The organism is Streptococcus pseudopneumoniae (assembly GCF_001072315.1).
GTDB lineage: Bacteria > Bacillota > Bacilli > Lactobacillales > Streptococcaceae > Streptococcus > Streptococcus pseudopneumoniae_R.
Genome location: NZ_JVLI01000004.1, coordinates 1 through 13,729, shown reverse-complemented (window position 1 = coordinate 13,729; position 13,729 = coordinate 1). Strand labels below are relative to the sequence as shown.

Genomic DNA, 13,729 nt, shown 5'->3' with positions numbered 1-13,729 from the left:
TTTTAGTCAGTCAATTCCACACAGAAAGCATCCCATGGAGCCAAGATTTGTTTTTCAAAGACTTCTTGAGCTAGGGTGTTTTCAATCAAGACAGATTTGACGTTTCCTTCTACGGTCAAGTCTTGCTCTTCATTGGACAAGTTAGCCACAACTAGGAAACGACGGTCCCCATCTTTACGGATATAGGCGAATACCTTGTCAGTTGTTTCCAAGAGTTCAAAGTCAGCTCGAATCAGCCAGCTGTTTTCCTTACGGATTTGAACCAGTTTCTGATAGGTATAGAAAATAGAATCTGGATTTGCCAGTGCTTCTTGAACGTTGATTGCTTGATAGTTTGGGTTGACTGCCAACCAAGGTTGACCTGTTGAGAAACCAGCGTTTTTGCTCTCGTCCCATTGCATAGGGGTACGGGCATTGTCACGTCCAATGACACGGATACTGTCCATGATTTCTTCCATCGGAACACCTTTTTCAAGAGCCTCACGCGCATAGTTGAGGGATTCAATATCTTCTACTTGGTCCAGCATTTCAAACGGATAGTTGGTCATCCCAATCTCCTCACCTTGGTAGATATAAGGAGTCCCTCTCATGAGATGAAGCAAGATAGCAAAGGCTTTGGCAGATTTTTCGCGGTATTCCTGGTCATTTCCCCAGATTGAGACGATACGAGGGAGATCATGATTGTTCCAGAAGAGGGAATTCCAACCGTCCTCAACTCCTAACTCTGTCTGCCATTTGTTGAAGATTTCTTTTAACTTAGCGGTATTCAGCTCTTTTTGATAGTGCCATTTAGGTTGCCCTTCCTGATACTGAAGACCGATATGTTCAAACTGGAAGACCATAGACAATTCTTGTCCCTTTGGATCCGAGTAGAGCTTAGCAATCTCTGGCGTTGCTCCCCAAGTCTCCCCTACTGTCAAGAGATTCTTATCTCCAAAGGTCGCTTGATTCATCTCCTTGAGATAGGGATGGAGCATAGGGCCATTATTGACTACCTTCTCATCAGGAATTTTGCCAATCATGTCAATGACATCCATGCGGAAACCACCAATGCCTTTATCAATCCAGAAGTTCATCATCTCATAAATTTTCTGGCGAAGTTTTTCATTTTCCCAGTTGAGATCAGGTTGTTTCTTGCTGAAAAAGTGGAGATAGTATTGACCTGACTTTTCATCGTATTCCCAAGCAGACCCACTAAAGATAGAATCTAGGTCGTTGGGTTCATCCCGCCAAATATAGTAATCTCTCTCAGGGCTATCAGGATTCTCACAAGCCTCGACAAACCAGGCATGTTCATCTGAGGTATGATTGACCACCAAGTCCATGATGATACGAATATCACGCTTCTTGGCTTCCGCAATCAGTTGGTCCATATCCTCCATGGTTCCAAAAATAGCTGCGATCGCTTGATAATCAGCAATATCATAACCATTATCATCCATAGGACTGTCATAAACGGGAGAAAGCCAAATCGCTGTGATTCCTAACTTGGCTAGATAGTCCAACTTACTAGTAATTCCTGGTAAATCGCCAATTCCATCTCCGTTGCTGTCCATAAAACTCTTGGGATAGACTTGATAGACTACGGCATTGTGCCACCATTTTTCTTGCATCTTCTTACCTCATTATTTTCATAATCTATAGTCTATGATAGCGCTTTTCAGAATTTTGTGCAAGCGTTTGCCTAATCTTTTTACTTCCTTTTTTAACTCCATAGTTTCCTAACTTCCAATTTTTTATTATAATAGAGGTCAGAGGTAAAAAAATGAAAAAACAAGCTTTTAGTTCTGAACAATATTTGAATCTACAGCGTGACCACATCTTGGAGCGCATTAACCAATTTGACGGCAAGCTCTACTTGGAGTTTGGTGGTAAAATGTTAGAAGATTTCCACGCTGCTCGTGTCCTTCCTGGTTATGAACCTGACAACAAAATCAAGCTCTTACAAGAATTGAAAGAGCAGGTTGAAGTTGTGATTGCCATTAACGCAAGCAACATCGAGCATTCTAAAGCACGTGGTGACTTGGGCATTTCTTATGACCAAGAAGTTCTTCGCTTGATTGATAAATTCAATGAATTAGGGATTTTTGTTGGTTCCGTTGTCATCACACAGTACGCTGGCCAGCCAGCTGCAGATGCCTTCCGCAACCAGTTAGATAAAAACGGAATTGATTCTTATCTTCATTATCCAATCAAAGGATATCCGACAGATATGGATCACATCATTTCACCAGAAGGCATGGGGAAAAACGACTACATCAAAACCAGTCGCAACCTGATTGTCGTAACTGCTCCTGGACCTGGTTCTGGAAAATTGGCGACTTGTATGTCAAATATGTACCACGACCAAATCAATGGTATCAAGTCTGGTTACGCTAAATTTGAAACCTTCCCAGTTTGGAATCTTCCCCTTCATCACCCAGTCAATTTGGCCTACGAGGCTGCCACAGCTGACCTTGATGATGTCAACATGATTGACCCCTTCCATCTCCAAACCTACGGAGAAACCACTGTCAACTACAATCGTGATATAGAGATTTTCCCAGTGCTCAAGCGCATGTTGGAACGCATTCTAGGAGAGTCTCCATACGCTTCTCCAACAGACATGGGTGTCAACATGGTTGGTTTCGCTATTACAGATAATGAGGCTGCTATCGAAGCCTCTAAACAAGAAATCATCCGTCGCTACTATCAGACTGTTCTTGATTTTAAAGCCGAAAAAGTTGGCGAATCTGCTGTCAAGAAAATTGAGTTGCTTATGAACGACCTAGGTATCACACCTGCAGACCGCAAGGTTGCTGTCGTTGCCCGTCAAAAAGCAGAAGAAACTGGCGGACCAGCCCTAGCCCTTGAATTGCCTAGCGGGGAAATTGTCACTGGTAAGAACTCAGAACTCTTTGGTCCTACAGCCGCTGCTCTTATCAACGCCATCAAGAAATCAGCTGACATCGCTAAAGAAGTAAAACTAATCGAACCTGAAGTTGTTAAGCCAATCCAAGGCCTTAAAATAGACCATCTCGGTAGCCGCAATCCACGCCTTCATTCAAATGAAATCCTGATTGCACTAGCTATCACAGCTACAGAAAATCCTGATGCTGCTCGTGCTATGGAAGAACTTGGCAACCTCAAAGGAAGCGAAGCCCACTCAACCATCATCTTGACAGATGAAGACAAGAATGTCCTTCGCAAATTGGGTATCAATGTAACCTTTGACCCTTACTACCAATACGACCGCTTATATCGTAAATAACGGTTCGAACCTCTCCACCCTCGGAGAGGTTTTCTCTCTGTCTCAGGAGCAACCTTTATGATATAATGAAGGAAGAAAACTGAAAGGATTTACCATGTCAAAAGAAGTTATTGTTGAAAGTTTTGAACTTGACCATACCATTGTTAAAGCACCCTATGTTCGCTTGATTGGGGAAGAAACAGGGCCAAAGGGAGATGTCATCTCCAATTATGATATTCGTTTAGTGCAACCCAATGAAGACTCTATCCCTACCGCTGGCCTTCACACTATCGAGCACCTCTTAGCCAAACTCATCCGTACCCGCATTGACGGTATGATTGATTGCTCACCATTTGGTTGCCGCACAGGCTTCCACATGATTATGTGGGGGCGCCACACCAGCGCTGAAATCGCGGCTGTTATCAAGGATTCGCTCAAGGAAATCGCTGAAACTACTACTTGGGAAGATGTCCCCGGAACAACCATCGAATCTTGCGGAAACTACAAGGATCACAGCCTCTTCTCTGCTAAAGAATGGGCAAAACTCATCCTAGAACAAGGGATTTCAGATGATGCCTTTGAACGGCATGTGATTTAAATACAAAAAAGGAACCAGTTTTTTCAGCTGGCTCCTTCTTTTTTATTCTCAAAATTTTGTCTTAGGCTTTCTCACGAATAACCAAACCACCATCTTCCATATCTGCTTCTAGGTGTTTGGCATCTAGGTGATCCAAATGGAAGTCTGTCACCTTATCACGAATTTCTTGTTCAACCACGCGACGGAGCGGACGAACACCCATGACTTCGTCATAACCTTCTTCTGTGATATAGTCCTTAGCTGCTTGACTGACTACCAAGTCAATGTCTTTCTTAGCCAAGGTTTGGTTAACTTCAGCCAACATTAAGTCCACAATCTTAGAAAGGTCTTCCTTAGTCAAGTGTGAGAACTCAATAACTGCATTAAAGCGGTTGAGGAATTCTGGACGGAAGAAGGGTTTCAAACGGTCCATCAATTCTGGTTTATCCGCATCTTCTGTCAAGTTGGCTTCATAGCCAAAACCAGCATTTGAGGTCGCGATAATGACTGTGTTTTTAAAGTTAACGGTATTTCCTTGACCATCTGTCAAACGACCATCATCTAGAACTTGGAGGAGAAGGGTAATGACTTGAGAATCAGCCTTTTCAATCTCGTCCAAGAGAATGATAGAGTATGGATTGCGACGTACACGTTCTGTTAAGGTATTGCTATTGTCATCATAACCCACATAACCTGCTGTTGTACCAATTAGCTTAGAAACGGCTGTGCGGTCGCTGTATTCAGACATATCCAAACGAATGATCGCATCCTTGGTTCCAAACATATCTAGCGCCAATTGTTTAGCAAGTTCCGTCTTACCAACCCCAGTTGGACCTACAAAGAGAAAACTACCGATTGGGCGATTGCCTTCATCAAAACCAGCACGGTTACGACGGATAGCACGGGCTACTGCTTCAACTGCCTTATCTTGACCGATTACCTTATCTTGCAGACGATGAGCCATATCTTTCAAACGTTCGATGTCTGATGCTCCCATTTGAGATACCGGAATACCGGTCATTCGCTCTACAGATTCAGCCACATCGTTGACACTTGCAGTCACTTTCATATCTTCTGTGTGGTTTTCGATTTTCTTTTCTAATTCTGCGATGCGTGTTTTATAGTTTAGAGCTGCTTCAAAATCTTCTGCCTCAACTGCTTTTTCTTGCTTGTCTTTTTCTACCTCAATTTCACGTTCAACAGCATGCACATCTGTTACAGGATGCTGAGCTGCCAAGTGAGCCGCCGTTACATCGACAAGGTCAATAGCCTTATCTGGCAAGCTACGTTGAGGAATATACTGAACAGAATAATCCACTGCTGCTTTCAAGACTTCATCTGGCAAGATGACATTGTGGTGTTGTTGATAGAGATCACGAATTCCTTGAAGAATCTTGAAAGTATCTTCAGCAGATGGAGCATTAACCTTCACTTCGTTGAAACGACGAGCAAGGGCTGCATTCTTCAAGATGGTGTTACGGTATTCATCTTGAGTCGTTGCCCCAATCACTGTCAATTCTCCACGAGAGAGAGCTGGCTTGAGAATATCCGCAAGACCTTTAGAACCACTATCTCCACCAGTGCTACCAGCACCGAGGATTTGGTGAATTTCATCAAAGAAGAGAATGATATTTCCCGCTTCTTTTACTTCATTGACTAAGTTTTGAACGTTTTCTTCAAAGCTACCACGATATTGAGTACCAGCCTCAAGACCTGAGATATCAATGGAAATAATTTCCTTATTCTTAATAGCAGCTGGAACATCACCATTCACAATCGCTTGTGCTAGACCTTCGACAACGGCTGTCTTACCAACGCCTGCATCCCCGACCAAAACAGGATTATTCTTGGTACGGCGTGAAAGGATTTCAGATGTTTCTTGAATTTCCTTGTTTCGTCCGATGACTGGATCCAGCTTGCCCTCACGCGCTTCTGCGGTCAAGTTTCGGCCTAGTTTAGCAAGGACACCGTCTTGCTTCATACCTGATGCCTGTTGTGGCATTTGTCCATCAACTTCTGCATTTCCTGGCAATTGACCAGTTGCACGATAGTGAGCAAATTCCTCAGGTGTCACTTCACGTCCATTAATCAAGTAACGACGATTTTCAGAACTGTATCCTCGCATACCACCCATCAATTGGTTAAATAAATCATCCATGTTGTTAAAATTATTAAAATTGTTGTTCATATTCTTTACCTCTTTTTATTTACTTAGTTATGATTACTGATATTGACTATCTTTGACCTTTGTTTTAAAAAATTTAGACTAGCTAAATCGCTACTCTACGTACTATTTCTGGTTTTTCTTTTTCAAGCAGGAGTAGACTATCTTTACTTCTGAAGATTTCTAGATTAAACATAGACCCCACCTCTTTCTATTTTACTTTAAATAAGTGTTCTAGTAAGGCTTTCATTTACCTTACGTTCATAATATACTACATTAGTCAGAAAAGGTCAAGGATTTTGACTTTAATTGACCAATATTTTTTAAACAGCAAAAACACCCTGAAACATCAGGGTGCCATTCTTACATCAAATACAAAATTGCTAGGGTCAGGAGACTTGCTAGAAGCCCCACTCCCCAAAAGAAGAAGTCAACCTTCCACTCGCTCCAAGGATTTCCTTTACCAGACAATCCTCCAAGTTCAAAATGGTGATGTACAGGTGTCATACGGAAAATACGTTTACCACCTGTCAGTTTGAAATAAGTTACTTGCATCATGACCGAAGTTGTTTCAAAGACATAAATAATTCCGATAATCAAGAGAGTCCATTCTTGGTGAAGTGCCATAGAGATTGCTGCCAGCATTCCACCGAGAGCTAAACTTCCCACATCCCCCATAAAGACCTTAGCAGGCTTATGGTTAAAGACAAAGAAACCAAGCAAACCACCAATCATGGCAAGAATCACTAGAAGAATATCCATCTGACCTTGCACATAGGCAATAACTCCATAGGCTGACAAACTAATTACCACTGAAATACTAGCTAGACCGTCAATGCCGTCTGTCAAGTTGACTGCATTTGAAAAACCGACTAGCCAGAAAAGAGCGAAGAAAATATAGAAAAATCCCAAATGAACTGGATAACCAAATACAGAGAGCATATCGCCCCCACGCTCATAAAAAAGGTAGAAGATAACTCCACCTAAAAGCTGAAGAGCCAATTTTTGCTTAGGATTGAGACCTTCATTGATTTTGCGGAAGACCTTGAGAAAGTCATCTAAAAATCCGACAAGTCCATAAAGGACCAAGATGAACAAAATCATTCCCACATTATTGGTCAATTGTTTCGAAAAAAGAGCGACGAGGAAACTCACCACAACTGCAGCAATGAGGAAAACAAGTCCCCCCATTGTTGGCGTCCCAGCTTTTGCTTGGTGCTGTTTAACATCCTCATGCATCTGTTGGCCTGTAATTTGCGCCTTTCTATAAAATTGGATAAAGGCCGGAATTCCTACTAAAGTTAGTAAAAATGTCACAATTCCAGCACTAATAGAAATAAACATATTAGTCTCCTAAAGTTAATGTAATTTTTTTAATGTTTTTGATAGCTGTATTAGTCCGAACATCTTGCTTCTGAACAACGGAACCTGAACCTTCAAATTCCAGTTCAATATCCAACCATTTAGCAAAGGTCTCGGCAGTCTCTTTTTTCCAGCCATACATGTCTGGAATTTCTTCTACCTTATCCGATAAAAGGAGAACTTGTTGGTTTGGTGCAAGATTGGTCCCTTCTTCTACAGAAGTCTCTTTAATCTTTGTTCCAGTACCTACAACGATTGGTTGCACAATATTTCGGCGTAAGGCTTCCGCCAACTCACCAGGTGAAATATCCTTGATGCTAGGCATTGCATAAGAAGATTCTGTCGTAACTTTATCTAAATTTTTGGCTGGAGATTGAAGATTGAGAGATTCTTTCATAGCTGAAGCCCGCTCCAAGATTGGGGTGGCAAATTCTCCCAACTGGATACCTGAAAAATGCTCAGGCTGTTGAACCGTTACATACAAGATAAAATCAGGATTTTCAGCAGGATTCATAGTCACAACTGAGAAAATATAATTGGTAGAACCAACCAAGTATCCTCCATTTTTCTCATCAGCGATTTGAGCCGTACCGGATTTAACTGCTACATTTTGTCCAGGAACTGTTATAATTGGCTTTCCTGTGTAGTGATTATACATAGTTCCATATAGAGGGTCCGTCCCAACTAAGATCATGTGATTTCGAGTTGTGCTTGCTGCCTCTTTGGAAACAGGATTTCCTACTATTTCTTTTTGTGACTTACGTACAGACTGATTGTTAGTATCATAAATAGCACTTATAAATTTTGGCTCCAGCATAACTCCATCATTAGCAATAGCTGTAAAGGCACGAAGCATTTGTGTTTGTGTCACTGAAATTCCTTGCCCAAATGAGCTTTGAGCAATACTAACAATATTATCAGCTGGAAGTTGACCAGCGTATTCATCTGTCAAGCCAAAGCGAGTTGGAACCCCAAATTTAAAGCGTTTTAGATAATCCAACCAAGTAGCATCTCCCATTTTTTGTTCAAGTAGACTCGTTCCAACATTACTGGAGTGAGCGAAACCTTGTAAGAAAGTCATCATCCCACCAGTAGTCAAACCAGCATTAACATCCCAATCTCGAGTCGTCGCATCCGCTATTTTGAATTCACTGCTATTGAAGTATTCTCCACTTGGGAAGGTATTATTATCAATAGAAGAAGCTAACATCATGACCTTAAAGGCTGATCCTGGTTCATAGTTACTTTGATAAAGAATATCACGCCAAACAAAGTCCTCAGTGATTCCTTCTTTAGTATCTGCATTAAAGGTAGGTCGTTGGGTGGTAGCAAGGATTTCACCGGTCTTTGCACTGACCAAGGTCGCGGTCATATACTTACCTTTTACTTTTTGTAGAAAGGCATCCATCTGAGTTTCCATGAAAGATTGGAGCGGGCTAGACAATGTTGTATAAACATCCTTGCCATCCACAGTTTGTTGCGATACCTGTTCTGTACCTGGTACGATATTTCCTACACGGTCTTTTTCATAGGTAATAATACCGTCTGTCCCAGCAAGAATGGTATTTAAAGAACTCTCCAAACCAGAAGTCCCTAACAAACTCTTACTACCATCCTCATTTTCATGAAGTTGGGCTAAGCCAATAAAGCTAGAAGCAAATTGTCCATTTGGATAGCTTCTGTTAGGGCTAGTTGTAAAGTCAATCCCTTCCACACTAGCATCTTTCAAATCTTTTTTAATAGCCATCATATTGGCATATGTAATCCCATTGCCCTTCGAACCAAAGGAAACTTGCTTGAGATTAGGTTGCGAGAGTTGCTCTCTTACATAGGATTCTTCCATGTCCAGATACTTATGGAAAACCTCTGCTACCTTATTAAACTGGGCATCTTCTACATAAAGAATTTTACCAGTTGCTGATTTGTATTTTTTATCAATAACAGCATAGACATTATAGGAGGTTGCGTCCTCAGCAATCGGGACTCCATTTCGGTCATAAATAGTCCCACGTTTGGCAGGGACTGTACGGGTTATTTGGTGAACTTTCTTGGCCTCTTTGACTAGATCCGTTCCAAATTTACTACCACTCCCGATAATAACAGCAAAATTGACCAAAAAGACAGCGAAAAGTACGACAGCTAACAAGCTGATGTACTTCCCCACTATTTTACGGTTTTCTGCTGGAGATTTACGGTTTCTAATCGCAAATCGGGTTATTCTTTTTGTCCACTTCATATCTTACTCCGCTGATCGAATATTCTCATTATTCAATTTCAAATCTTTTTTATCTGCAATTTCTTTCAAGCGTTCTGCCCTCAACAATTCATTTACCTCTTGTTTGGCATCATCTAATTCTGTCTTTTTCTCCTCTATCTGCGCATTGATTTTTGTCAGATCATTTTGTACTTGTAGGAGTCGAGTCTGCATAAAGATAATACTAAGCGCCAAAACAAGAGCTGTAAACGCAATGGAAAGATAAAAAGCCTTCTCCACACGGGAGAATTTTTTTATACGACTCTGCAAGAATTGACTGGTTGTTTCTTTTTTATCTACCATTTTTTCCTCTTACTTGTGAATTTTTCTGGCCACGCGCAACTTAGCTGAGTGCGAGCGGTTATTGGCTTCTAATTCTTCTGCACTTGGCAAGATTGGCTTACGGGACACCAATTCCATCTTAGGTTTGAGATCATCTGGGATGAAAGGCAAACCTTTGGGAACTTCAACTGTTGAAGCTTCCTTGAACAATTGCTTGGTCAAGCGGTCTTCTAAGGAATGAAAGGTAATCACTGAAATTCTACCATCTAGAGCCAACATCTCCATAGCCTGCTGGATGGACTCATCTGCCGCTCCCAGTTCATCATTGACTTCAATTCGAATAGCCTGGAAAATCTGCTTAGCAGGATGGCCCTTCTTCTTGAGTTCCTTGGCAGGTTTGGCCGACTTGATAATCTCTGCTAACTCAGTCGTTGTCTCAATCGGCTTGACTTCCCGAGCTTGTTCAATCTTACGAGCGATCTGTTTAGAGAATTTATCCTCGCCATACTTGAAGAAAATACGAACCAAGTCATGATAGTCATAGTGGTTCACCACTTCATAGGCTGTCAGACTAGCATCCTGATTCATGCGCATGTCTAGTGGCGCATCCTTTTTATAAGAAAAACCACGCTCACGCTGATCCAATTGAGGACTAGACACTCCTAAGTCATAACAAATTCCATCAATTTCCTGAACACCAGCTTCGCGCAAACGTGCCTGTAAATGACGGAAGTTGTCCTTGATAAAGGTCACCATCCCCTTTTCAATGTAGGGTGCCAAGCGTTTTTGCGCATTGTCAATGGCATTCTGGTCCTGGTCAAAGGCATAGAGATGGCCTTTTTCACTTAATTTACTTAATAAATATTCGCTATGGCCCGCTCCACCCAAAGTCGCATCAACGTAGATACCGTCAGGCTTTACATCGAGCATATCAATCGTCTCGTGGAGTAAGACCGTTACATGATGAAATTCTTTTGTCATATCTCATCTATTTTACCACAAATCTGACCAGCTTGCACTAGTCAGACAAATAGGCCAAAAAAAGTAAGATTTCTTTAAGAAATATGTCAAATATACTTGACATTCGCTCTATAGAAGAATATAATGTAGTCAAATATATACGACACAAATCAGAAAGGAGACCAGATGAATCGTGTGAAAGAATTTCGCAAGGAATTGGGTATTTCCCAGCTCGAACTCGCCAAGGATATCGGTGTCTCGAGACAGACTATCAATATGATTGAAAACGACAAGTACAATCCAACCCTGGAACTCTGTCTCAATCTCGCCCGCAGCCTCCAAACTGACCTCAACAGTCTCTTTTGGGAGGAAGATTTTTAAAAAAGGAGCAAACTCATGAAAAAAGAAACCTTCACTGAAAAACTGATCAAACGCACATACGGTATTTCTGGTCCCCTTGACGAATACAAACGGCGTGAGGCCGATCGTATCGGTAACCAAGTCTTTATCGTCCTCTTTTATCTGATGATTTTCGGAAATCTTATTCCACTCCTTCTGGCCTATAAATACCCTCAAGAAGTGGCTCTAATCTATCCTCCTCTGATTTTAGTGATTGCCCTCATCGCTGCTGGCTATGTCACCTACCAAATGAAAAAAACAGGGATTACAGCTATTGATCCAGATATGCTGAGTGAGAAAGAAAGTAAGCAACTACATTACCCAGGTCTTAAAGCAGGTTTGTTCTTTGGTCTATGGATGTTTTTTATAACTCCTCTTCTCCATATACTAATAGGTGAAGGTCAGGACTATTTTCATTCTCTCCTCACTATAAGAAATGGTGTATCAAGCATTCTCGGTTCTATTTTCTTCGGAGCGAGCATACAGTTCCTCATCTCCCGTCGCATTGCAAAAACTAAGAAAGATCCGGATGAGGATTAGGAGGAAACTATGAAAAAAGAAAAGAAACAGTTACGTTATCCTGGTCTGAAAGCAGGTTCGATTTATGGAACAGTGATATTTTTTATAATTCCACTCATTGATACCCTAACAAGTGAAAATCCAAATTTTATCAGTTCTCTTCTAAATACAAAACATATTTTTAAAACTATACTGGGAGCTTTCTTTTTCGGAGTGATGATGCATATTGTCGACTCACTTCGTATTGCAAGAGCTAAAAAAGACCAGGATTAAGAGGTGCCCTATGAAATCATTACTAACTTTACTTACCTATCATCTTTTGTTCAGTTCTCTGCTCATCTTCATCATCGTTTCAGGGAACTTAATCAGAGAGATATTCCTCGTGCTAGTCTTTGTTCCAGCCCTTAACAAAGGACTGACTTATCTAAAGATTGACTCCCAAAAAACACGCATACTCAACTTAGCACTATGCTTTATGATTCTATCTTTACCACAACTGATGCTCATCTCAAGCGATTGGAAATATTATTTACTGCTGACTATCGCTAGCCTTTCTTCTATCACTTATCTTTATTATCTCTATCAATTCGTAAAAGAAAGTCAGTAAAACCGCTCATCTAGGAGATTACTAACATGAAAAAAGAAGACTTCACCACTCGCCTACTCCGAAATCTCTTTCATATCCAAGGTCCTTTTGATGAATGCCGGCAAGAAATTATCTATAAGGCTTGTGCCCGTTCCATGGTTCAAATCGTTTATTCTTCCTTCTTCCTCTTCTTATTTTATCTGTTATTTGGACGCTTCATAGAAACCGTTCGCTATGCTATGCCCTACGTTTACTCTGGACTCATTTTTTTCATTACTTTAAAAACTCAAAGAGCCGTCAAAGAACTCCATCTGGAAAAAGATGACAAGTCAGAAATTATCCTCAAAACCTACAGCAAAGCCCAAATCAAATTCCGAAGCTGGGTTGTGTTTATCGGTATTCAGATTGGCCTCTTTACCCTACTCATCTTTCATAAAGTCTTCGTTCAGCAGATGTCCTTTTCAGATTTTGGAAAGTTGCTCATGCAATTTGATAAAAGTGGTCCTTTCCTGATGTATGGCCTGATTATCGGTAGTATTTTCGGAACCCTGACCTACGGATTTCTATCACTTCAGGAGGAGAAAACTCCTAAAAATACCAAACAGAAGGAGAAAAGCAATCAATGACTTCATTATACGATTTTTCAGTCTTGAATCAAGACAATCAAGAAACTCCACTAGATGTCTATCGTGGTAAGGTTCTCTTGGTTGTCAACACTGCTACTGGATGTGGTTTAACACCCCAGTATCAAGCTCTCCAAGAACTCTATGACCGTTATCAAGAACAAGGTTTTGAGATTTTAGACTTCCCTTGCAATCAGTTTATGGGACAAGCACCAGGTAGCGCAGAGGAAATCAACGCCTTCTGTAGCCTACACTATCAAACCACTTTCCCACGTTTTGCCAAGATCAAGGTCAACGGCAAGGAAACAGATCCCCTCTATGTTTGGTTGAAAGACCAGAAATCTGCTCCACTAGGAAAACGAATCGAATGGAATTTCGCTAAGTTTCTCATCGGTCGAGATGGACAAGTCTTTGAACGCTTCTCTTCAAAAACAGACCCAAAACAAATTGAAGAAGCCATACAAAAACTACTATAATTCACAATCTCACTATGATTAGGTTTCCTTTAGCCTGATGAATAGTGAGATTTTTTGATTGTCTTTGACTCATACTCTTCTAAAATCTCTTCAAACCACGTCAACGTCGCCTTGCCATATATATGTTACTGACTTCGTCAGTTCTATCTACAACCTCAAAGCAGTGCTTTGAGCTGACTTCGTCAGTTCTATCTGCAACCTCAAAACAGTGTTTTGAGCTGACTTCGTCAGTTTCATCTACAACCTCAAAACAGTGTTTTGAGCTGACTTCGTCAGTCTTATCTACAACCTCAAAACA

General features: G+C 41.1%; 15 protein-coding genes. 8 read left to right on the top strand and 7 right to left on the bottom strand.

The window, feature by feature from the left end; all coding sequences use genetic code 11:
- Positions 1 to 2: 2 nt before the first annotated feature.
- Positions 3 to 1,613: a glycoside hydrolase family 13 protein gene (locus ADH54_RS00100; RefSeq protein WP_049523260.1), complete on the bottom strand. Its 1,611-nt coding sequence runs from the start codon at positions 1,611 to 1,613 to the stop codon at positions 3 to 5.
- A gap of 152 nt (positions 1,614 to 1,765) precedes the next feature.
- Here ADH54_RS00100 and ADH54_RS00095 point away from each other — a divergent pair, with 152 nt between their 5' ends.
- Together ADH54_RS00095 and ADH54_RS00090 are read left to right on the top strand one after the other, a co-directional pair.
- Positions 1,766 to 3,250, top strand: a complete 1,485-nt coding sequence (locus ADH54_RS00095; protein WP_049523257.1) for a DUF1846 domain-containing protein — start codon at positions 1,766 to 1,768, stop codon at positions 3,248 to 3,250.
- A 94-nt stretch (positions 3,251 to 3,344) separates the two neighbouring features.
- On the top strand, positions 3,345 to 3,827 hold the full coding sequence (locus tag ADH54_RS00090; RefSeq protein ID WP_000032562.1) for an S-ribosylhomocysteine lyase: 483 nt from the start codon (positions 3,345 to 3,347) through the stop codon (positions 3,825 to 3,827).
- Positions 3,828 to 3,888: 61 nt separating this feature from the next.
- Here the strand turns inward: ADH54_RS00090 and ADH54_RS00085 are convergent, their stop codons facing one another.
- From ADH54_RS00085 to rsmH, 5 genes are all read right to left on the bottom strand, one after another.
- Positions 3,889 to 5,994: an ATP-dependent Clp protease ATP-binding subunit gene (locus tag ADH54_RS00085; RefSeq protein ID WP_049523255.1), complete on the bottom strand. Its 2,106-nt coding sequence runs from the start codon at positions 5,992 to 5,994 to the stop codon at positions 3,889 to 3,891.
- A 339-nt stretch (positions 5,995 to 6,333) separates the two neighbouring features.
- Positions 6,334 to 7,314: a phospho-N-acetylmuramoyl-pentapeptide-transferase gene (gene mraY / locus ADH54_RS00080; protein ID WP_049523253.1), complete on the bottom strand. Its 981-nt coding sequence runs from the start codon at positions 7,312 to 7,314 to the stop codon at positions 6,334 to 6,336.
- A 1-nt stretch (position 7,315) separates the two neighbouring features.
- Positions 7,316 to 9,568: a penicillin-binding protein PBP2X gene (gene pbp2X, locus ADH54_RS00075; RefSeq protein WP_049523251.1), complete on the bottom strand. Its 2,253-nt coding sequence runs from the start codon at positions 9,566 to 9,568 to the stop codon at positions 7,316 to 7,318.
- Between the two features lie 3 nt (positions 9,569 to 9,571).
- Complete coding sequence (ftsL, locus tag ADH54_RS00070) at positions 9,572 to 9,889, bottom strand: cell division protein FtsL (protein WP_049523249.1); 318 nt, start codon at positions 9,887 to 9,889, stop codon at positions 9,572 to 9,574.
- Between the two features lie 9 nt (positions 9,890 to 9,898).
- The gene (gene rsmH / locus ADH54_RS00065; protein ID WP_000159402.1) at positions 9,899 to 10,849 is read right to left on the bottom strand and encodes a 16S rRNA (cytosine(1402)-N(4))-methyltransferase RsmH; all 951 of its coding nucleotides are present in this window, start codon (positions 10,847 to 10,849) and stop codon (positions 9,899 to 9,901) included.
- Between the two features lie 165 nt (positions 10,850 to 11,014).
- On the opposite strand from rsmH, the gene ADH54_RS00060 reads away from it, so the two are divergent.
- From ADH54_RS00060 to ADH54_RS00035, 6 genes are read left to right on the top strand one after another with little or no spacing between them, the layout of a single operon-like run.
- Entirely contained in the window at positions 11,015 to 11,209 is a 195-nt protein-coding gene (locus tag ADH54_RS00060; protein WP_001082472.1) for a helix-turn-helix transcriptional regulator, read from the top strand.
- Positions 11,210 to 11,224: 15 nt separating this feature from the next.
- Positions 11,225 to 11,767 (top strand): DUF3278 domain-containing protein, encoded by a 543-nt coding sequence (locus ADH54_RS00055; protein ID WP_049523246.1) that lies wholly within the window; start codon positions 11,225 to 11,227, stop codon positions 11,765 to 11,767.
- Positions 11,768 to 11,776: 9 nt separating this feature from the next.
- The gene (locus ADH54_RS00050) at positions 11,777 to 12,019 is read left to right on the top strand and encodes a hypothetical protein (protein ID WP_000711741.1); all 243 of its coding nucleotides are present in this window, start codon (positions 11,777 to 11,779) and stop codon (positions 12,017 to 12,019) included.
- 10 nt (positions 12,020 to 12,029) lie between these two features.
- The gene (locus tag ADH54_RS00045; protein WP_049523243.1) at positions 12,030 to 12,353 is read left to right on the top strand and encodes a hypothetical protein; all 324 of its coding nucleotides are present in this window, start codon (positions 12,030 to 12,032) and stop codon (positions 12,351 to 12,353) included.
- A 26-nt stretch (positions 12,354 to 12,379) separates the two neighbouring features.
- Complete coding sequence (locus tag ADH54_RS00040) at positions 12,380 to 12,958, top strand: DUF3278 domain-containing protein (RefSeq protein ID WP_049523241.1); 579 nt, start codon at positions 12,380 to 12,382, stop codon at positions 12,956 to 12,958.
- The gene (locus ADH54_RS00035; RefSeq protein ID WP_049523239.1) at positions 12,955 to 13,431 is read left to right on the top strand and encodes a glutathione peroxidase; all 477 of its coding nucleotides are present in this window, start codon (positions 12,955 to 12,957) and stop codon (positions 13,429 to 13,431) included. The genes ADH54_RS00040 and ADH54_RS00035 overlap by 4 nt, the downstream gene beginning before the upstream one ends.
- A 100-nt stretch (positions 13,432 to 13,531) precedes the next feature.
- Here ADH54_RS00035 and ADH54_RS00030 read toward each other — a convergent pair.
- Positions 13,532 to 13,729 (bottom strand): hypothetical protein (locus ADH54_RS00030; RefSeq protein ID WP_049523238.1); only part of this gene is annotated, 198 nt, incomplete at its 5' end.